This window comes from Arthrobacter sp. NPDC057009, from assembly GCF_042673905.1.
Taxonomy (GTDB): domain Bacteria; phylum Actinomycetota; class Actinomycetes; order Actinomycetales; family Micrococcaceae; genus Arthrobacter.
Window position 1 is genome coordinate 48650 of sequence record NZ_JBHUSB010000020.1, and the last position, 19270, is coordinate 67919.

At 67.5% G+C, this 19270-nt stretch carries 14 protein-coding genes; 7 read left to right on the forward strand and 7 right to left on the reverse strand.

Annotated elements, in window-relative coordinates; translation table 11 throughout:
* Nucleotides 1-145: 145 nt before the first annotated feature.
* The gene (locus tag ACFTR6_RS18165; RefSeq protein ID WP_377958898.1) at nucleotides 146-1522 is read left to right on the forward strand and encodes an NAD(P)-binding domain-containing protein; all 1377 of its coding nucleotides are present in this window, start codon (nucleotides 146-148) and stop codon (nucleotides 1520-1522) included.
* A gap of 76 nt (nucleotides 1523-1598) precedes the next feature.
* Here ACFTR6_RS18165 and ACFTR6_RS18170 read toward each other — a convergent pair whose 3' ends face one another.
* Nucleotides 1599-1838, reverse strand: coding sequence for a hypothetical protein (locus tag ACFTR6_RS18170; protein WP_236782973.1), 240 nt, complete (start codon nucleotides 1836-1838; stop codon nucleotides 1599-1601).
* 91 nt (nucleotides 1839-1929) lie between these two features.
* Nucleotides 1930-5136 (reverse strand): bifunctional cytochrome P450/NADPH--P450 reductase, encoded by a 3207-nt coding sequence (locus ACFTR6_RS18175; protein WP_377958899.1) that lies wholly within the window; start codon nucleotides 5134-5136, stop codon nucleotides 1930-1932.
* A 410-nt stretch (nucleotides 5137-5546) separates the two neighbouring features.
* On the opposite strand from ACFTR6_RS18175, the gene ACFTR6_RS18180 reads away from it, so the two are divergent.
* From ACFTR6_RS18180 to ACFTR6_RS18200, 5 genes are all read left to right on the forward strand, one after another.
* The gene (locus tag ACFTR6_RS18180) at nucleotides 5547-7160 is read left to right on the forward strand and encodes a M23 family metallopeptidase (RefSeq protein WP_377958900.1); all 1614 of its coding nucleotides are present in this window, start codon (nucleotides 5547-5549) and stop codon (nucleotides 7158-7160) included.
* A gap of 233 nt (nucleotides 7161-7393) precedes the next feature.
* Nucleotides 7394-8161, forward strand: coding sequence for an ATP-binding cassette domain-containing protein (locus tag ACFTR6_RS18185; RefSeq protein ID WP_377958901.1), 768 nt, complete (start codon nucleotides 7394-7396; stop codon nucleotides 8159-8161).
* Nucleotides 8158-9057 (forward strand): ABC transporter ATP-binding protein, encoded by a 900-nt coding sequence (locus tag ACFTR6_RS18190; RefSeq protein WP_377958902.1) that lies wholly within the window; start codon nucleotides 8158-8160, stop codon nucleotides 9055-9057. Before ACFTR6_RS18185 ends, ACFTR6_RS18190 begins: the two co-directional genes overlap by 4 nt.
* Nucleotides 9058-9114: 57 nt before the next feature.
* Nucleotides 9115-10644 carry an ABC transporter substrate-binding protein gene (locus ACFTR6_RS18195; RefSeq protein WP_377958903.1) on the forward strand — a complete coding sequence of 510 codons (1530 nt, stop codon included), beginning with the start codon at nucleotides 9115-9117 and terminating at the stop codon, nucleotides 10642-10644.
* Entirely contained in the window at nucleotides 10644-12449 is a 1806-nt protein-coding gene (locus ACFTR6_RS18200; RefSeq protein WP_377958904.1) for an ABC transporter permease subunit, read from the forward strand. The genes ACFTR6_RS18195 and ACFTR6_RS18200 overlap by 1 nt, the downstream gene beginning before the upstream one ends.
* A gap of 28 nt (nucleotides 12450-12477) precedes the next feature.
* Here the strand turns inward: ACFTR6_RS18200 and ACFTR6_RS18205 are convergent, their stop codons facing one another.
* From ACFTR6_RS18205 to ACFTR6_RS18215, 3 genes are all read right to left on the reverse strand, one after another.
* Nucleotides 12478-13293 (reverse strand): IclR family transcriptional regulator, encoded by an 816-nt coding sequence (locus ACFTR6_RS18205; protein ID WP_377958905.1) that lies wholly within the window; start codon nucleotides 13291-13293, stop codon nucleotides 12478-12480.
* Between the two features lie 145 nt (nucleotides 13294-13438).
* Nucleotides 13439-14695 (reverse strand): aminopeptidase P family protein, encoded by a 1257-nt coding sequence (locus ACFTR6_RS18210; protein WP_377958906.1) that lies wholly within the window; start codon nucleotides 14693-14695, stop codon nucleotides 13439-13441.
* Nucleotides 14696-14730: 35 nt separating this feature from the next.
* Entirely contained in the window at nucleotides 14731-16110 is a 1380-nt protein-coding gene (locus ACFTR6_RS18215) for an MFS transporter (protein WP_076800904.1), read from the reverse strand.
* Nucleotides 16111-16600: 490 nt separating this feature from the next.
* Between ACFTR6_RS18215 and ACFTR6_RS18220 the strand changes: the two genes are divergently transcribed.
* The gene (locus tag ACFTR6_RS18220; protein WP_377958919.1) at nucleotides 16601-17155 is read left to right on the forward strand and encodes an NADPH-dependent FMN reductase; all 555 of its coding nucleotides are present in this window, start codon (nucleotides 16601-16603) and stop codon (nucleotides 17153-17155) included.
* A 264-nt stretch (nucleotides 17156-17419) separates the two neighbouring features.
* Here ACFTR6_RS18220 and ACFTR6_RS18225 read toward each other — a convergent pair whose 3' ends face one another.
* Complete coding sequence (locus tag ACFTR6_RS18225; protein ID WP_377958907.1) at nucleotides 17420-18748, reverse strand: flavin monoamine oxidase family protein; 1329 nt, start codon at nucleotides 18746-18748, stop codon at nucleotides 17420-17422.
* 20 nt (nucleotides 18749-18768) lie between these two features.
* Complete coding sequence (locus ACFTR6_RS18230) at nucleotides 18769-19194, reverse strand: universal stress protein (RefSeq protein WP_377958908.1); 426 nt, start codon at nucleotides 19192-19194, stop codon at nucleotides 18769-18771.
* Between the last annotated feature and the right edge of the window lie 76 nt (nucleotides 19195-19270).

Below are 19270 nucleotides of genomic sequence, written 5' to 3' on the forward strand. Positions count from 1 at the left end.
CTGGGGGGCTCCCTGCCCGCGCTTTACCCTGCACAATTCTGTCGCTTTTTTTTTGTTTTTGGGCCCTCAAAACGACAACAACTGCGAGCTAGTTGGGCCCCAGCCCCTGAACCAACCACCACTCCCACACACGAAAGTGGACAGCATGACTGCACTGGATTCCCTGCCCGTCGCCGTGATCGGCGCCGGACCTGTTGGCTTGGCTGCGGCCGCGCACCTGCTGGAGCGCGGGCTGGAACCGCTGGTCCTCGAAGCCGGAGGGGCGGTCGGTGCCGCCATGCGCGAATGGGGCCACGTGCGGCTGTTCTCCACCTGGCAGTACAACCTCGACGCCGCCGCCGTCCGGCTGCTCGAACGCGCCGGGTGGCAGGCGCCCCGGCCAACCGCGCTGCCCTACGCAGCCCAGATCGTCGCCGACTACCTTGAACCCCTGGCCGCCACACCCGAACTCCAAGACCGGATCCGCACCGGGGCCCGGGTTGTTGCCGTCACCCGGCATGGCATGGACAAGGGCCGCAGCCTGGGCCGCGACGAAACTCCGTTCCTCCTCCGGATACAGCACAGCAACGGCGACGTCATGGAAGTTCTGGCCCGGGCCGTCATCGACGCCTCCGGAACCTGGGCCACCCCGGCGCCCCTCGGTACCTCCGGGCTGCCCGCCCCGGGGGAGGCCGAAGCCCGGACCGTCGGCCTGATCACCGGACCGCTACCCGACGTCACTAAGGACGGCTTCGCCGGCCGCCGCACCCTGGTCATCGGATCCGGGCATTCGGCCGCGAACATAGTCCTTGACCTGGCCCGCCTGGCTCGGACTCACCCCGGAACCGAGGTTCTTTGGGCCATTCGCGCCGTAACGCCGGCGCGTGCCTACGGCGGCGGTGACGCCGACCAGCTGCCCGCCCGCGGGCAGCTCGGCGCCCGGCTGCGCACCGCCGTCGACACCGGAGCAGTACGGCTCCTGACCAGCTTCCAGACCAGCCGCCTCGAATCCAGCAACGGTGTGGTGACCGTCCACGCCGTCGATGGCCGCAGCGTCGAGGCTGAGCGGATCATCGCCGCCACCGGGTTCCGACCCGACCTGACCATCCTCTCGGAGCTGCGGCTGGACCTTGATCCCGCCGTCGATGCGCCCAAGGAGCTGGGGCCGCTGATCGACCCGGACTTCCACAGCTGCGGCACCGTCCCGGCGCACGGTGCGAGGATCTTGGCCCAGCCGGAGAAGGACTTCTACCTGGCCGGCATGAAATCCTATGGCCGGGCGCCCACCTTCCTCATGGCCACCGGCTATGAGCAGGTGCGCTCCATCGCCGCCTCCCTGGCCGGGGACACTGCAGCCGCGGACGCCGTCGAACTCGAACTCCCCGAAACCGGCGTCTGCTCCACAAACATCCCCGATCCCACAGGCTTCACGGAAGAACCCGCCGGGGACCCGCGCTGCGGAGGCGAGGACCCCGTCCCCGCCACGTTCGGATTTCCCAGCGGACTCCAGCACGGCCGTGTCGGAGAAACAGCACTCCCGTGACTCGGCAGGGCTCTCCCGGAGGGAATGGGCGTTCAACCCAGCCGGCATCGCCGGCCACTGATCCGCTACAGCGACCCTACTGCCTTTGAACTATGTCGTCCGCGACCCGGTGAAGATCCTGGGCCCAACCGGTGGAACGGTTGCGTGTTCCCGAACCGGCCTCAAAGTTGGTGAGCGCTTCCGCTATGCGCTCCAAGGCCTCCGAGATGTTGGCCTTGACGGCTTCATAGCCTTCCTCCGAGCGGGGATCTGCCGAGGCTACCTTCAGCAGCTCCGCACCGGCCGCGATGATCAGTGAAGCCTCGTACTCGTTCACACTCGTACCTCGGATTTTCTTGGTGGTCGATGGTGCGCGATCTGCCTGCCAGCACAACTGTACATCCGCCTCCCGGTGTCCTGCCGGGAACCTACGTGAAGATGTCCGCCACGTACCTGCCGTGCGTGCGCTCCACCTCGTCCATCCAGGCATCGGCGTCAGCTTCCGAGGCGCCGGTGGCCTCCTGGTAGATGCGCTCGCAGGTGTCGCGGACCTCCGGCGCCATGTTCTTCCCGTCGCCGCAGACGTACACCGTGGCACCCTGCCGGACCAGCTCCTTCACGTCCGCCCGGTCCGCCCAGAGCCGGTGCTGGACGTACTTCTGCCCGTCACTCGGCGCCTTGGAGAAGACCGGCCGCAGGTCCAGGTTGGCCTGCTCCGCCCAGGACTCGAGCTCCGTCCGGTAGAGGAAGTCCGTGTCCGGCGCCCGGCAGCCGAAGAACAGCAGGGATTTCGCCGGCCTGATGTCCTCGGCCTGCGCCCGCAGCGCCCGGTCCTGCACGAACCCGCGGAACGGCGCCAGCCCGGTCCCGGCGCACACCATGATCACCGGCATCGCCAGGGACTCCGGCGGATGGAAGGCCGCGTTCGACGGCCGCACCGTCACCGCCACCCGCGATCCCGGCCGCGCCTGGGCCAGGTACGTGGACGCCGCCCCCTCGAAGGTGCCGCGCCCGGACCACGCCGGGGCCTGCACGACGGCGAACGTCAGGGTCGCGTGGTCAGGGCTCCAGAGCGGGGACGACGAGATCGAGTACCTCCGCGGGGTCAGCTGGGTGAGCAGCTGCAGGAACGTCGTGAGCGGCAGCTGGCACGACGGGTACATCTCCAGCAAATCCAGCAGCGAAACCCTCTTGTCCACGATCTCGGCCGCATGCCGCTGCCGGTCCTGCGCCAGTGCATTGAGCTGCATGCGCTCCTCCATGTCCGTTGCCACCTCGGCCAGCTGCTCCAGCTGCGGCCGGGTGGCCGGCACCGCGAGTTCCACGTAGCTGCTCAGCAGCTCGCCTACGGCCACGGGCGTGCCGGTGGGCAGGAACGTGTCCCCGTGCTCCATGGACAGCACCACGTGGGAGTCGTAGTCCAGGTTGAGGCGGGTGAGGGCCCGCTGCACCAGGTCCGCAGGGTTCAGCGGCAGCACGGCCAGGTAGTCGCCGGCCCGGTAGCCCATGCCCTCCGGCAGCGCGATCTCCACGTGCCGCTTGGACCGGGCGTCGGGCTTGGTCAGGTCCACCAGCTCCCGGTTGACGACGACGGTGCCCAGCGCCAGATCACCCTGCCGCAGCAGCGCGTCCCGGACGTTGCCCACGAACTGGACCTCCAGCTGCGGTTCGCCGGCGGGTGCGCTGGTCTTCTGCCCGAGGGCGCCGTCCACCGCAGGCCAGAACCCGGCGTACCACTCCTCGAAGTCGCCGAAGAAATCACCCCGGGCGTTGGCCTCGCCGCGTTCGTAGACCCGCTCGGCGCCGGCCGCCTCGAGCCGCGCGTCGATCGCCTTGGGCACCTCCTGGTACGTCCGCGCCCAGTCCCGGTTGCCGTTGCCGAACACCGTGTACCGCACCCCGGCGAGGCTGCCCGGCGGCAGGCTTTCAGTCCACGTCATGAAGCGCTTGGCGTTGTCCGGAGGCATCCCCTCGTAGGAGGAAGCGACGACGGCGACCAGCCCCACCGTGGGCAGCCCGCCGGCCGCCTCATCCAGCGGGGCGATGGTGGGGCTGTAGCCCCGCCGCCCGGCGTCGTTCGCTATCCGCTGCGCAAAGTCACGGGACGTGCCCGCGTTCGACCCGTACAGCACCCGCACCGGGACGCCGTTGGCGGCGGCCTTCGGCACCTCCGCCGTCCTTTCCTGTTCCTTTTCTCCCACCCCTCTGCCTGACTGCCCGACGGCGGCACTTGCCGCTGCGTCAATCCGGACGTCCCGGCGTCGGACGTGTACGTAAAGCCCTTCGGGCTTCATGGTCAGGGTGTGCTTGATGTTCAGTTCATAGTTCGGGTCCGCGGCCGTGATGTCGAAGCGCTGCAGGGCCTTGGCCAGGAACAGCATGGCCTCCTGCAGGGCAAACCCGCGGCCTATGCACGACCGCTGGCCGTTGCCGAACGGCTTCCACGCGTTGGCCGGGATGGACTCGACCCGCTCGGGGGAGAAGCGGTCCGGGTTGAAGAGTTCGGCGTCCTCGCCCCACGCCGCCTTGTCCCGGTGCAGCTTCGGGATCAGGACCATGAGCGGCTGGCCCTTCGCCACCTCGTACTTGCCGCCGATGACCGTGTCCTCGTAGGCCGCCACGTTGAACGCCGGGGCCGTGGGCCACAGCCGGAGCGACTCCTTGAGGATCTGGTCCAGATACCCCAGCCTGGGCAGGTGCTCGAACCGGGCGGCTTCCGTGCCCAGCACCTCGTCGACCAGGTCACGGGCCTTCCGCATGACCTCGGGATGGCGCAGCAGTTCGTACATCGTGAAGGTGAGCAGGCCGCTGGTGGTCTCATGCCCGGCCACCAGGAAGGTGACCATCTGGTTGCGGACGTTACTCTCCGGCAGGCGCTCGCCGGTCACCGGATCCGCCGCGTTGAGCATGGTGTCCAGGATGTCCTCGCTGCCTTCCGGGCTGGGGTTGCGGCGCCGGTCGCCGATGAGCTGCTCGGCCACCTCGAGCATCAGCGCGTTGTCCTCCTCCAGCTGGTGCCGCTTGCGGATCATGAGCTTGTTCTGCACGGGCAGCCGGGTGGACCTGTCCCGGGACTCACTCAGGGCGCGGACCATGGCCCCGATGAAGGGGTGCATCTCGTCGCGGTAGAGGCTGTTGAACCGGTAGCTGAACGAGCACAGCGCAATGGTGTCCAGGGTCAGCCGGGTGGCGTTGTCCGAAAAGTCGATCCTCGCCGTCGGGCCCAGCCGCTCCCACTTGAGCAGCAGCTGCTCCAGGATGTCGTCCATCCCGGCGAACATCTGCGTCAGCGCCTTCGGTCCGAAGGCGGGCATGAGGATCCGGTGCGCCTTTTGCCAGTTGGGTTCCTCGGTCTCGGCGGTGAACAGGCCGTCGCCGATGAAGTCCCGCACCTGCCGCAGCGAGATGCCGAGCACCTTGCCGAAGCGGGTTTCGTCGCAGATTTCGTTGACGAGCTCCTGGGAGGAGACGGCGATCATGCTCCGGTTGAAAACCTGGATGCGGACGATGGGACCGTACTGTTCCGCCACCTCGACCAGGCCAAGGATCCCCTTGCTGGAGTCGATATCGGGCAGGTTGCCGACCAGCGGTTTTGCCGGCGGCTGGGGGATGGGGGCGGTGTTCGATGAAGTCATGGTGCCCTCCTAAGCGGTCTTCATTGACACTTGCCTGTGCTGGTTTTTGTCGGTTCTTTTGTGCTTTTCGCTGCCGGGAGGGGGCGCCACGTTTTGCTCTTGTGTGAACGGGGCTGGCCGGGCGTCACGGGCCGGGCGGAGTACAGGATACTCCCGTGGGGTGCCGGCGACTACGGGTTTTTTCTTTGGGGCGCGGACGGGCCCTGACGTGCGACCGGCACAACGGGAAGCTCAACGTCCTGCGATGATTTACGCAGTTCACCTACGGGATCGGTCAAGATTTTCCGAGCTTATCCACATAGGCGGCGATATCTGTTTCGCCGGCCTGCGCGGCGTGCTCCCATGGAACGAGCAGCCGCCATCCACCACCATTCCGACAGCATCGGGTGGCCTTCACTGGGGAGAACCAATTGGCAAAGCATCTAGAACCTGCCGCTGACCGGACCACGCCAGCCGTCGACCGGCGCACCCCGCAGGACTCGCGTCCTGCCGTCCTGAGCCGTGGCGTCCTGAGCCGTGCCGTCCGGGTCGGTGCGGGCACAGCGTTCCTGGCGGTCTACGCCGTTGGATTCCCGGGCACTGGCCCCGTTCTTTCGTCCGGGCAGCTGCCTGCGGAGGTGGCTGCCGCCGTCTCCGTCAACGGGGCACTCGGATCCGGCGCCGTTGCCTCGGGCTCCGTTTCGGGCCCCTCCGTTTCGGGCGCCGGCTCCGTCACGGCCTCCGGAAACGCGTTCCTGTCCTACAGCCAAACTCCTGTCTTCACCGTGGCACAGTCGGTGAACCAGCAACTCGACGTGCTCTCAACCAAGGTGCGCCGCCCGGCGGCCGGAACCCTGATGGCGCCGTTAGCTGTCCTGGTCCCCACCTCGCACTTTGGCCTCCGGACAAGTCCCATCACCGGCTCGGCGGGTGAGTTCCACTGGGGCCAGGATTTTGCTGCAGCCTGCGGCACCAACGTCTATGCAGCGGATGCCGGCGTGGTGCGGACAGTGGGATGGCATCCCTGGGGCGGCGGCAACCGGGTGGAAATCGACCACGGCAACGGCCTGATCACCACCTACAACCACCTTGAAGGCATCGGTGTGAAGAAGGGCCAGACCGTCCAGGTGGGGCAACTCATCGCCAAGGTCGGGACCACCGGCGCATCAACCGGATGCCACCTCCACTTCGAAACCATTCTGAACGGCAAACACGCGGACCCCGACAACTGGACCCTGCTGCGCCACCGTTCCTCCGGGCCGGTTGCCGGCGTGAAGATGACCGACTACCGCAACGGCACCGCTTCGGGGACGCCGAACTGGGCTATTCCGGTCGGCGTGAGTGCTCACAACAATGCGTCGGACGAAGGGCATGAAACGGCGGCCAGCGCTGTTGCCGCGGCGATCTATTGGCAGCCCGCCGCGTCCGTTTCCGCAGCCACGCCTTCAGATTGGCTGACCCCGCTGCCTGCAGCGAAGGTTGCCGCGCCCAAGCCCGCAAAGCCGGCTCCCGCTCCTAAGGTGACCGCGCCTAAACCCGCAAAGCCGGCTCCCGCTCCGAAGGCGCCCGCGCCCAAGGTGACAAAGCCGGCTCCGGCTCCGACGGTCACTGCGCCCAAACCTGCTCCGGCACCGGCACCTGCACCTGCTCCGGCACCGGTTGTCGCCCCGGCCCCGGCCCCGGTTGTCGAGCCGGCTCCAGCACCGGCACCGGCACCAGCGCCCGCGCCCGCTCCGGTTGTTGATCCGGCTCCGGCCCCGGTTGTCGAGCCGGCACCTGCGCCTGCGCCAGCTCCCGCACCTGCTCCGGCTCCGGCGCCCGCTCCGGTTGTGGATCCGGTTCCGGCTCCCGCACCGGCACCTGCTCCGGCCCCGGCACCTGCTCCGGTTGTGGATCCGGTTCCGGCTCCCGCACCGGCACCTGCTCCGGCCCCGGCACCTGCTCCGGTTGTGGATCCGGTTCCTGCACCTGCACCGGCTCCCGCACCGGCCCCGGCGGCTGAGCCTGCCGCGGAAGCTGCAGCGCCGGCGGAGGCCGGCAAGTAGCCCCAACCAAATAGTCCAAGCGTAGAACTACGCACAAAGAACAGGCAGCAACGGCGATGAGTCCCCGGAAGGAGGGCTCATCGCCGTTGCGCTTCGCCAGGACATATGGTTTCGGGCTTCCCGCTGCCCCAAAGGGACATTTTCAGGACCGCAGAGGCCCATCAATTCCTTAATGCGAATGATTATTGATAGCATGAGGCGATCCCGTAAGCCTTCCTAGAAATGAACCCGCGATGCCCACTCCAGCCCTGTCGGTCAGAAACCTCGCGCTTTCCCTCGGTGACCGGGAGCTGGTGCAGCCGTTGACGTTCACGGTTGGTGCAGGGGAGCGCGTGGCGCTGCTGGGTGCATCGGGTTCCGGGAAGTCACTGACAGCTTCCGCCCTCACCGGCTCCGTCCCGGAAGGAATCACCGTGAGCGGTGACGTAGCCTTCTCCACGACGGCGGGCACCTGGCCCGGGGCCGGCACCGCTGCACTGATCCGGCAGGATCCGGCCAGCGCACTCAACCCGCTGGTTCCGGTGGGCAAGCAGGTGGCCATGCCGTTGCGCAGGTTCGGCCTTAGCCGGCGGGAAGCACAGGCGGAGGCCGGACGGCTGCTGGCACGTGCAGGGATCGATTACCCCGGCCGGATCCTGCCGCGATACACGGGGGAACTGTCCGGCGGGCAGCTTCAGCGGGTGTGCATCGCGCTTGCCCTTGCCTGCGGCAGCAACGTGCTCGTGGCCGATGAGCCGACCACCGCTCTGGACGCAGTCACCCAGCGCAAAGTTCTTGCTACCCTCCGTACTTGGGCGACTGAGGGTCGCAGCCTTGTCTTCATCACGCACGATCTGCCGGTGGCGGCGTCCCTGTGCACCAGGGCGCTAGTGATGTCGGCAGGCAGGATCGTCGAGGACGTTCCGATGCGCGAGTTGCTGGACAACCCGCAGCACCCCTATGCCCGACGCCTGGTCGAGGCTGGAAGGCGGGCTTCACTGCCGCTGGCGGCGGCAGCGTGACTGGCAGCAGCACAACGGGCAGCAGCGTGAGCGACGCCCTCCGCGTCCCCACCCGCACCGGAGGAACGAATGCCGGCGGCTCAACCGGCCGCGCCCCGACCGGCCGTCCCACGCCCGGCGACCTCACGGCGGAGGGCCTGTCGTTCGCCTACCCGCCGCGGGGCTTTCTGCGAAAATCACCCGGGCACGCGCTTCAGGACATAACCCTCCGGCTCTCCCCGGGGAGCAGCACAGCCCTGGTGGGACGTTCCGGGTCCGGCAAGTCCACGCTGGTGCGCATCATGCTGGCGCTGACCAAGCCCTCCAGCGGCACGGTGTCCCTCGGTCCCCGTCCCGTTCAGCCGGGCTCCGCCAGGGCCCTCCGCTGGTACCGGCGGTCCGTGCAGTACGTTCCGCAAAACCCTGCCGGCAGCCTGGATCCGCGGATGACCGTGGCCCAGCTGCTCACTGAGCCGCTCCGGCAACTGCGGGTCGAGGGAAACCACCGGATGCTGGTGTCCCAGGCACTGGAACGTGTGGAGGTGGCCGCAGCGCTGCTGGACCGCCGCCCGGGCGAGCTTTCCGGGGGCCAGAACCAGAGGGTCGCCGTCGCCCGCGCACTGGTTGCCTCACCTTCCTACCTGCTGGCCGACGAGCCCGTGAGTGGACTTGACCTGCCACTGCGGGACACCGTCCTGGCCCTGCTCGACAGCCTGGTCCGGCACGACGGCCTGGGACTGCTCCTGGTCACCCACGACCTTGCCACTGCAGCCAGGATGTGCGGCACCACTGCTGTCCTCGACGAGGGCCGGATCGTAGAGCACGGTCCCACACACCAGGTTCTCAAGGATCCCCGGAATGAGGCCACGGCGGCCCTTCTCGGGGCGTCGCCGGACCTGCTGCGCACTTACGCATAGCTCCGGCTCCCAGGACGGGGGCCACTTTCACCATGAACAGAAGGAACAGGTACTACCGTGGCTAAACCGCGACTAAAAACAGGGGTAACCGCACTGTCTGCCGTGCTGCTGGCGGCGGCCTTGACAGGGTGCTTTCCCGCCGGCAACGAGCAGTCGGCAGGAACGGGTGATGACTCCGGACGGGTCCGGCTTGCCATGCTCCTGCCGCCGCGGTCCGGTCTGTCACCGCTGAGCGACGACGCGTTCAAGCTATCCCGCTGGAAGACCGCCGAGACGCTGGTGGTGCTGGATGACCTGGGGGAGGCCCGGCCGGCACTGGCCACGGAGTGGCAGCAACTGGACTCCACGTCGTGGAAATTCTCCATCCGGCAGGGCGTCAAATTCCACGACGGCACTGCCCTGACCTCCGCCGAGGCGGCAGCCTCCATCACCGCCGCCGCGCAGGCCAGCCCAAAGCCCAGGATTCTGGACGGCGTGGAGCTGAAGGCACAGGCTGAAGGGACCGCCGTCGTCATTAAAACGGCGACGCCAGACCCGCTGCTTCCCCAAAGGCTCTCCAGCCCCCAGCTGGCGGTGCTGTCCGCGGCAGCCTATAAGGAGGACGGCGTGGTTAATCCCGTCAACGCCGGGACCGGCCCCTTCCGCCTGGTCTCAGTGAACGGCACGTCCTCAGCCCGGCTGGACCGCTTCGAGGGCTACTGGGGCGAACCGGCCGGGGCCGCCGGCGTCGACGTGCAGTTCGTCCCGGACGGCACCGCGCGTGCAGCCGCCCTGCGGACGGGCGGCGCGGACATCGTGGAAGCCATTCCCGTCGGCCAGGTGGCCCAGGTTGACCCCGCCCTGGTGCACGAGGTGCCCATGCCCCGCACCAACACCCTGTACCTCAACACCTCCTCCGGGCCCTTCGCCGATCCCGCAGTCCGTGCGGCCGCCCGCGAGGCGATCGACGCCGGTACCATCGTTGACCGGGTCTATGAAGGCCGCGCGGACAGGGCTTCCGGCCTGCTGGGCCCTGCCCTCCCGTGGGCGGCCGACGAACGCGGCAGCAGCAGTTACGCCGCCGCCCTGGCCAAGCGGGTTGCCGCCAAAGCCGTCAAGGGAACACCCATCCGGCTGGGAACCTTCACGGACCGGGCGGAGTTGCCCGAGGTAGCCGTGCAGCTGGAACAGCAGCTGGAAGCCGCCGGCTTCACCGTGGAGCAGGACGTCCGCGAATACCAGCACATCGAGGCGGACGCGCTGGCCGGCGCCTTCGACGCGTTCATCCTGTCCCGGGCCACGGTGCTGGACTCCGGTGACCCCGTGGCCTACCTCTACAGCGATTTCTCCTGCGCCGGCTCCTTCAACATCTCCCAGTTCTGCGACCCTGCCGTGGACCGCGCTCTCGCGAAGGCCGCCGCCATTCCCGCCGGCCCGGAGCGCCGCAAGGCGATCGCCGCCACGGAGAGCCTCATCCTGGCCCGCGACGCGGCCATCCCGCTGCTGCACGAACGCGTCATCCAGGGGGAATCCGCCCGCGTGCGCGGGGTGGAGCGGGATCCGCGTGAACGCGCCCTGATCACCAGCAGCACGGGGATCTCGGACTGATGCCTGCCGGGGCCTTCCTGAAAATCACCGCATCACGGGGCATCGCCCTCCTGGCACTCACTGCGCTGGTGGGCCTGCTGCCGTGGCTTTCCGGCCGCGGGGCGGAGTACACCATTCTCCGTGCCCGCTACTCGGACCGGGAGCCGACGCCCGAGGCGCTGGCTGCCATCCGTGCGGAGCTCGGCCTCGAAGAGGGGCCCGGGGCACTCCTGCTGGCCTGGATCCGGGGCGTCTCCACCGGAGACCTCGGTACGTCCTGGATCAGCAACACTCCGGTGGGGCCGGGCATTGCTGCCGCCCTGGGCGTTTCGGTCACCCTGATGGGGTTCGCCGTCGCCGTGGCCGTGCTGATTGCCTTGATGACCTGCATCCCGGCACTGGCGGACGGTGTCCGGCAGCGGCGCAGGCCTTCCTCCGGTGCTGTCTCTGCCGCGCTCACTGCACTGCCCGAGTTCCTGCTGGCCGCCATGCTGCTGGTGGCGGGCAGCATCTGGCTGAACTGGTTCCCGCCCTTCGGCTGGACCGGGCCGGAGCACGCCGTGCTGCCGGCCCTCTCGCTGGGCATCCCGGCCGGCGGCCTGATGGGTCTGCTGCTCTCCGACGCACTCCGCGCCGGTTTCGGCGAAAGCTGGGTTGCCACCTGGCAGATGGCCGGTGCGCGCCCTGCCCGGCTGGTAGCCGCCGTCCTGCGGCGCGCACTGCCGGCGGTGCTGCCGCAGGTGGGGCTGGTTCTGATCGGGCTGACCGGCGGCGCCGTGGCAGTTGAAAAGGTCTATGCCATCCCCGGCCTGGGCCGCGCCCTCCTGGGCGCCGCCAGCGCCCAGGACATTCCCGCCCTGCAGGCCGGCATGCTCGCGCTGATGGGCCTGGCGCTCGCCGTCGGATCATTGACGACGGCGGTGCGTTACCTTTTGCTCGGCCCTGCGGTCCGCTTCGGCACGCTTCCCCTGCCGGTGCCTTCCCGGCGTCGGAACCGGAGGGCGCTGGCAGTGCCGGCTGCGGCAGCCGCCGCCCTGCTGCTGGTTGTGGCGGCCGGGCTGCTGCGGGATCCGTACACCTCTGCCCATCCCAGGTTCGCGCCACCTGCGTGGTCGCTGCCTTTCGGGGCCGACGCCAGCGGCCGGGACCTGCTGGCCCGGGTGGGGCACGGCGCCGTCGCCACGCTGGGGACTGCGCTGCTGGTGGTGCTGGTCTGCCTGGTGGTGGGGATAGCCGTTGGCCTTTTCCCGCTGGCGGCCGCCGGGCCGGTGGAGGTCACCAACGCGGCGCCGCCCATTCTGGCAGGCCTGGTGGTGGCCGCGGTCACCGGACCTTCCCCGATGGGCGCCGCGCTCGCAGTTGCCGCCGTGAGCTGGGCGCCGCTGGCAGCCCACACGGCAGCCCTGGCCCAGGAAGCCCGCGCGCAACCCTATGTGCAGATCCTGCCCGTCCTGGGGGTGGGACGCGGACGCATCATGCTCCGCTACATCCTGCCGGCAGTGATCCGGCCGCTGGCCCGGCACGCGATGCTCCGGCTGCCCGGCATTGCCCTGGCCCTCGCCGCGCTCGGGTTCCTGGGCCTGGGCCCGCAGCAGCCTTCACCGGAGTGGGGCCTCGTCCTGGCCGAGGGCATTAACTACGTTGAGCGGGCACCGTGGGCCGTGCTGGGGCCGGCATCGGCGCTGGCGCTGGCGTCTGTGCTTGCCGTCGGCCTCGCCGGTGCCGGGACGGGGACCCGCGCCGTACGGCCCCTCGCGTCCCCGGGCGGCGACCCCACCCCTGCGGTTTCCCCAATCGGGGCGGGGGCGGACATGCCCAAGGTCTGATGCGTTACATCGCGGCGCGCCGGCGTGCCTACGCGCTGCGGCGTTCCCTGGGGGCCGCACCGCCCAGGCGCTGCGTGACCTCCCGGGCCCCGCTGGCGCAGGCTTCGCCGAGGCTTTGCAGGGTGTCGGGGGAAACCCGGAACTTGGGGGCGGGGATGAGGACGGAGGCCACGATGTTTCCGCGGTGGTCGTACACGGGGGCGGCGATGCCCACTTCCTCGATCGACGTCTCGCCGTAGTTGATGGCCCAGCCGCGCTCGCCGACTTCCTCCAGCCGCTGCAGGTACGCCCCGACGGAGTGGTCATCGAGGCCGGGGAGGGTGATGGTGCCGCTGCGGAGCAGGGCGCCCACCCGCTCGGGCTGTTCTGCGGCGAGGAAGATCTGGACCGAGGCGCTGAGTGCGTCGCTGTACCGGGCGCCGAGCGGGGTGGTGTGCTTGACCTGCTGGCGGCTGGCGATCTGCTCCACGCACATGGACTCGCTGCCGTTCCACACCATGAGCGCGCTGGTTTCGCCGGTGCGTTCCGTCAGTTCCCGCAGCACCGGGTAGGCCACGCGGCGTTCCTCGAGTTCTGCGAGCAGCGGTCCGGCCACCGCGATCAGGCCAAGCCCCAGGCGGAAGCGCCGGGTGTCCGGGTCCCGTTCCACCAGGTGCTCCTGCTCGAACGTGGCCAGGATCCGGGACACCGTGCTCTTGTGCAGGCCCACGCGGCTGGCGATCTCGGTGACGCCCAGCATGGGCTCGTCGGCGGTGAAGCTGCGCAGCACGGCGATGGCGTTGACGATCACCGAGGCGCCGCGGGCGTCGCCGTTGCCTGCCTCTGGGGAAACCGGGGGAGTCATAGTGTTCACTATATTTCTTTGCACATGAGGTGACGGGCACGCCCTCCCAGCCATCCGCCGTCGTACTTAACCCAACGCTGCTAAATTGCAGCCCTGCGTTCTCGGCGGGCGGGGGAGGGCATGCCCTGTTGCTGGTTGCCCGGATTTAGGCGCTGATGATGTTGTGCTCAGGGCCGAACGGGAACTTGGTGATGTTCTCCGCGCCGTCCTCGCCCACCACCAGGATGTCGTGCTCGCGGTAGCCGCCGGCTCCGGGCTGGCCGTCCAGGACGGTGATCATCGGCTCCATGGAGACCACCATGCCCGGCTCGAGGACCGTCTCGATGTCCTCGCGCAGTTCGAGTCCGGCCTCGCGGCCGTAGTAGTGGCTGAGGACGCCGAAGGAGTGGCCGTAGCCGAAGGTGCGGTTGGCGAGGAGGCCGTGCGAAATGTAGATCTCGTTGAGCTCGGCGGCGATGTCCTTGCAGACCGCGCCGGGCTTGATGAGTTCCAGGCCGCGCCGGTGCACCTCGACGTTGATGTTCCACAGTTCGAGCGAGCGGGCATCCGGTTCGCCGTAGAACAGCGTCCGCTCCAGGGCCGTGTAGTAGCCGGAGGTCATGGGGAAGCAGTTCAGGCTCAGGATGTCGTGCTCCTGGATCTTCCGGGTGGTGGCCCAGTTGTGCGCGCCGTCGGTGTTGATGCCAGACTGGAACCAGACCCAGGTGTCGCGGATCTCGGAGTTGGGGAAGGTGCGGGCGATCTCGTGCACCATGGCCTCGGTGCCGATCAGGGCCACCTCGTATTCCGTGATGCCGGCTTTGATGGCGTTGCGGATCGCCTCGCCGCCCAGGTCGCCGATCCGGGCGCCGTGCTTGATGACCTCGATTTCCTCGCCGGACTTGATCATGCGCTGGCGCATCGCCGCCTGCGCCACGTCCACCAGAGTGGCGGACTCGAACGCGGCCTGGATCTTGTTGCGGTTGTCCAGCGGCAGGGAGTCGTCCTCGACGCCGAGCCGGCGGACGTTGATGCCGCGGGTGCGCAGCACCTCTTGGATCCCGTGGATGAAGTTGTCCCGGCGCCAGTCCGTGTACACCAGGTTCTCGCCGTAGCTGCGGCGCCAGGGCATGCCGGCGTCGATATTTGCGGTGACGGTGACCGTGTCCTCCTTGGTGATCACCATGGCGTACGAGCGGCCGAAGTAGGTGAACAGGAAGTCGGAGTAGTACTTGATCGAGTGGTAGCTGGTCAGGACGACGGCGTCCAGATCCTTCTCGGCCATGATCCGGCGGAGGCCGGCGAGGCGGCGCTCGAACTCGGCGTCGGAGAAGGTCAGGGCCACTTTCTCGCCGTTGTTGAGGACCTTCAGGCGCTCGAGCTTGGCGACGTCGTTTACGGCTTCGTTCTCGGTGATGGTCATGCTGCTCTTTCCTTTTCTTTCTTGGGTTGGTGATGTCAGTGCTGCTGCAGGGGCTTCTTGGAAGTTTCCGCGGCGAACAGGACTGCGATGAGGGAAACCAGTGAGGCGGCCACGAGGTACCAGCCGGGGGCCAGCTTGTTGTGCGTGAGGCCGATGAGGAGGGTGGCCATGAACGGGGCGGTGCCGCCGAACAGGGCGTTGGAGACGTTGAAGCTGACGGCGAAGCCGCTGTACCGGATCTTTGTGGGGAAGAGTTCGGCCAGGAAGCTGGGCAGCGTGCCGTCGTTGAGGGTGAGCATGCCGCCCAGGAGGATCTGGACCAGCACGATCACCAGGAAGTTCCCGGTGTCCAGGAGCATGAACGCCGGCACCGTCACCAGCATGAACAGCACGGAGGCGGTGAGCAGCATGGTCTTGCGGCCGAACCGGTCCGAGGCCATGCCAGTCAGGAAGATGAAGCCGATGTAGCTCGCCAGCGCAATCGTGGTGGCAAGGAACGACTCACCCGCTCCGAACCCCAGTTCCTCGCTGAGGTAGGTGGGCATGTAGCTGAGGATGACGTAGAAGCCGACGGCGTTCAGGAGCACCGCGCCGGTGGCAATGATGAGCTGCCTCCAGTTGTTCCGGAACATGTCCCTGGCGGGTGCCTTTGTTCCTTCCTTGTCATCGGCGAGGGCACGGAACGCAGGAGTGTCCTCGAGCTTGGTACGGATGTAGCGGCCGATCAGGCCCATGGGTGCAGCCAGCAGGAACGGCAGCCGCCATCCCCATTCGTGCAGCTGGGCTTCGCTGAGTGTTGTGGTCAGCAGCGCGGCCAGGAGGGAGCCGAGGAGCAGGCCCGCGGCCGTGCTTGCGGGTACGACGGCGGCATAGAGTCCGCGCCTTCCTGCCGGTGCGTACTCCACCAGGAAGGCGGAGGCGCCGGCGTACTCGCCGGAGGCGGAGAAGCCCTGGACCACGCGGACCAGCAGGAGCAGGACCGGCGCCAGGATGCCGATGGTCCCGTAGCCCGGGATCAGGGCAATGCAGAACGTGGCCACGGACATGATGACGATGGAAAGCGACAGTGCTTTCCGCCGGCCGAGCCGGTCGCCGATGTGGCCCCAGAAGAAGCCGCCCAGCGGACGGACGAAGAACGATATGGCGAAGACGCCGAAGGTCGCCAGGAGCGCCGTCTGCCGGTCTGCCTCCGGGAAGAAGACCGTGGAGATGACGCCGGCCAGGTAGCCGTAGACGGCGTAGTCGAACCATTCGACGAAGTTGCCGATGAAGCTCGCGGTGACCACCCGGCGTCGGGTGTCCTTGCTGACGTCGTCGCCGGTGTGGGGTGCTTTTTCGTTGACGGGGCCGGCCTGGCCGCTCAGCTGCGCTGCTGCTCCGGCCGCTTCGGAAAATTGGGATGTCGGGGGTTTCATGTGTCCACCAATGAAATCTCGGGTTGCTTTCACTGCAACGCTGTTGCACCAGACTAGACGTGACCGAGTTCACCCGTCAATGGGTATTTTCTGGTTACTTCGGGGAGGTCGGTCGGCTTGGGGCGGGCACAGTGCGCCGCGAGGGAAACTTGCTGGGTTGCCGAAGTTGCAACAATGTTGCTCTCCGTGATGCATGTGGATGGGCCAAGACGAAACGCTCCCTCACTTTTCGTCGCCTTTTCCCGGCCCCTTCCTCACCTTTCGTTGCCATGTTCCGGACCCTTCCTCATCTGGCCGCACCGGGCTGGGGAGGCGATTGAGAAACGGCGGCGGGATCTGAGGAAGGGTCGAGGGAAAGGCGCCGGGATCTGAGGAAGGGTCGAGGGAAAGGCGGCAGGATATGAGGAGGCGTTGGCTGGCGGCAGGACTAACGGGCTCGTCGACTGCGTTGTACTGAGGGACAGCCTCGATGAGCGGAGGGTGAATCGTGATGAAGATTGCGGTCGTCGTTGGCAGTACGCGTCCGCAGCGCCGCAGCCGGCAGGTTGCAGAGTGGGTGCTTTCCCGCGCAGTTGCCAGGGGCGGCGCGGACTTCGAGCTGCTCGACCTGGCGGACTACAACCTTCCGTTGCTGGACGAGCCCATGCCGCCGTCGATGGGTCAGTACTCGCACGAGCATACGAAGGTCTGGGCCGAGGCCATTGCGCGCTTCGACGGATTTGTCTTCGTGACGGCCGAATACAACCATTCAGTCCCGGGGGCGCTGAAGAATGCGCTGGACTACGTTTACGCGGAGTGGAACAACAAGGCCGCGGGGTTTGTCAGCTATGGAAGCGCCGGGGGAGTGCGGGCTGTTGAGAACCTCCGATTGATCACGGCTGAACTGCAAATGGCCGGCGTCCGAGCGCAGGTGGCGCTGCCCTTCGCAACAGAATTCGAGAATTACACCGTCTTCACGCCGAGCGATGACGCTGAAGAGGCGTTGAAACCTCTGCTGGATCAGCTCATCTCCTGGTCCACCGCACTTAAATCGCTCCGGACCTGACCGTGCCTTTGCCCGGGGGCTGGTGTCCGCTGCCCTTGCAAAGTGCGCGAGGGTTTGGGAAGAAGCGGCAGGATCTGATGGAGCGTCGGGGTAGAAGCGGCAGGATGTGATGGAGCGTTGGGGGTAGGGCGGCAGGATCTGATGGAGGGTTGGGGTGAGGGCGGCAGGATCTGATGGAGGGTTGGGGTGAGGGCGGCAGGATCTGAGGGAGCGTTGGGGGTAAGGCGGCATGGACCCAGACGAGGGCCCATGCCGCCGTCGTGCCTAACTCGCGGGCTTCAGGGATGCCCGGATCAGCGAGGCAACGCGTTCTGCCTCGGTGTAGGCCCCGTGGGTACCGGCGGTCTCCGACGTGTAGTCGCCGGCAAAGTGCAGCGACCCGATGGAACGCTGAAGCTCAGGCAGGGCTGCTGCCCGCTCCGGACTGAGCAGGGCGAAGCAGTGCTGCCAGGTCTGGGCGTGCACGCCGAGGACCCGGCCGCGGAGCTGGGGTGCCACCGTGTACACGTCCTCCATCCACTGCGCGAGCCGTCCCTCGTCGTCGGCAAATCCCGGAAGGTAGCCCGAGGAATTTCCGTAGCAGGTCAACTGGAGGATGTTTGCCTTCAAGGTCTCTTCTGTGCCGCCGGGGACAGGGTTGATGATGGCGTCGAAGGGCATCCCGACGGTCACGATGAAGGCCCAGTCCTTGAACTCCGGGAGCCCTTCAATGTCGGCGACGATGTTCAGCGTAGTGCTGCCGGGACTGGCCACGCGGTTGAGCGCCGTCGTCTTCCACTCGGGCAGGTCCTTGACGACGCCGGGAACGACGGGGGCGGGAACGGCCAGGACCACATGTTTGGCAGTGAGCGTGTGGTGGCCGCCGCCGTCCGTCACTGAAACCTGGTAGACGCCCTCCTCTTCGAGCAGGGTCACGTCCGTTACCTGCGTGTTGTAGCGGACCGTGCCCCCAGGCAGGCGCTGCAGAATGGCTCGCGGGATGGCCTGCATCCCCTCCAGCGCGAACAGGCGGTTGTCCTTCTCCCGCGCCAGGTAGCTGGCAAAATAGCGCAGCGCGTACTTGGCTGAAAGATTGGCCGGATCGCCGACGGCGCCGCCACGGATTGCGGTGGCAATAATGTCCCGGACAGCCGGCTGGAGGTCGCCGATCCGGTCGGCCACCGTCTCGCCGGAAAGCTTGTTAAGTTCGCCGGCTGTGGTCTTGTCATTGACGTAGTCCCGGTACTCCGTGAGGGACGTATCAATGAACTTGATCAGCTCGGTTTTCTCAGAGTCCGTGAGGTTGAGGCCAGCCACAACATCCTCGTTGGCCGCCGCCACCACGGTTTTGCCGTTGACGTGGATGCCGTACGTCTCCGGGAGGAAAGGGACAGTCCTGATCCCCAGCTCATTCACGAGCTCCTCCGACTTCGTTCCCTTGTAAACGAACATCGCACCGGAATTGGCCGACGTTCCGGCGAGCTGCACCGTGTGTGACCGGCCGCCGATGTCATGGCCGGACTCCAGGATGAGGACGTCCAGCCCCGAGTCCCGCAGGTAGTACGCGGTGCCAAGTCCCGCGGCACCGCCACCAACAATTACTACGTCATGCAATCTGGGCTCCTCGTGAAAAATCAGTCGTCGTAAGTGTTGGCGATGTAGACGTCGCCGGTCGCGCTGTGAGCCACGCTGTTGGCCACGCTGCCCAGGACGCGTCCAATGCCCCGCATCCGGCGGTTGCCCACCACGATGAGGCGGGCCTCTTTGCTCAGTGCTTCCCTGATCAGGGCATCGGCCGGCCGGCCGGAGGCGGCAGCGTAGGTGATCTTGATGTCCCCGCCGAGGGTGTCAGCCACGGATCTGGCGACGTGTTCGGCCTTGTCGGCGTCCGAGACGAGCCATTTGCTGCTGCCCGTGCCGAAGACGTCCGAGCGGTCGCTGTCAAAGGCCGACACCACATGAAGGGTCGCGCCAAGTGCTGTGGCGAGGTCTCTTGCAGCCTCCGCTGCCTTTCTGGCCGTGGCGCTGCCATCGACTCCTACAACTACGGTTCCGCTCATGTGCATGCTCCTTTGCTTGCTTTGAAACCCGAAAAAATGGGCGCAACTTCGGCGCCTATAAAACGTCATCAGGGCG